We start from the raw sequence: 1,193 nt of genomic DNA, 5'->3' as shown, positions 1-1,193 counted from the left end.
ACCATAGCATTGTGGACCCACCTGATTCCATGCCGAACTCAGAAGTGAAACACAATAGCGCCGATGGTAGTGTGGGGCTTCCCCATGTGAGAGTAGGACATCGCCAGGCTTTAAATTATGAACGACTTGTCAGCGACGACAAGTAGTCCACTGCGGAGTGGTAGTTCAGTTGGTTAGAATACCGGCCTGTCACGCCGGGGGTCGCGGGTTCGAGTCCCGTCCACTCCGCCACTTATATAGAAAGCCCTGCTAGAAATAGCAGGGCTTTTTTACATCTATCAAAAATGTATGTTGTATTAGGCTATGTTCAGTAATTGATTGGTGAATAGGTAGAATGATAACTCACTACATCACACCTTTTAGAAAGCCTAGTCTTACGACTAGGCTTTCGTCGTTTCTAGATACAGGTCATTTAGTCTTTGTCTAACTGTCTCCCCTCGCTTATAACCTCGCCGTTACTACTTTGATTCAGAAGCTTTGCGAGATATAGCGTGTCTTTCCTGTACCTGAACATAGTGTCTAGTGCTGCAGTCGAAAGCATTCGGCAAAGGCTCAGCCCGATTCCCTGTTCATTACACAATTGAACATAAGCCTAACCCTTACGACTAGAATCTTATCGTCCTGGTAATAGATGGTTCTGAGGTTAGTCGCTATTCGATCTCTCCTAAAATGGCAGGTGTGGCTAGTAGTCTATTGTGGAAATTTACTCCCTCTAATCATCTCTAAAGGTTTTGCTTCTTATCTTGGCTTACTGGTTAGAATTGGCACTAAAGCTTCACTAAGCGCTATAGGAACACGTTTTAAGTGTTATTTCTTAATGCTGGTTAATTTTGATTAAGCGATGGGTCTAGATGACTTTGCTCTGTGGTGTGAGATTGTTGGAGGCTGGGCTTGTTGAGAGGGAGTTTATAGATACAAAGAAGCCGATGCTGGTGAACTGACCCCCAATAGTTGGACACCAATTATTGGGGGTCTTTTTATGTCCAAATATAGCCGAGAGCTAAAATGTATCATTGCTAAGCAATACTTAGATGGCACGTCATCTCTCTACTTAGCAAAACAATATTCAATTTCTTCAAGACAGATACGGTATTGGGCTCAAGTCTTTGCCATTCATGGTACTGATTCATTTTTGCCAACTAACCATGCGGCTACACCATGCGGCTACTGCTCAGACAAAACGAAAAGCATTG

At 43.5% G+C, this 1,193-nt stretch carries 1 tRNA gene, 1 rRNA gene and 1 pseudogene; all 3 read left to right on the top strand.

The window, feature by feature from the left end:
- Positions 1-109, top strand: a 5S ribosomal RNA gene (gene rrf, locus L1D55_RS27320); the annotation flags it as partial.
- Positions 110-154: 45 nt separating this feature from the next.
- Positions 155-231: transfer RNA gene (locus L1D55_RS27315), tRNA-Asp, on the top strand.
- Positions 232-979: 748 nt separating this feature from the next.
- Positions 980-1,193, top strand: a pseudogene (locus tag L1D55_RS27310) (helix-turn-helix domain-containing protein); the annotation flags it as partial.

Source organism: Vibrio sp. Isolate22, from assembly GCF_022398115.1.
In the GTDB taxonomy this organism is placed as follows: domain Bacteria; phylum Pseudomonadota; class Gammaproteobacteria; order Enterobacterales; family Vibrionaceae; genus Vibrio.
Note: the sequence above shows the minus strand (reverse complement) of the source record. Positions and strands in the feature narration are given on the sequence as shown.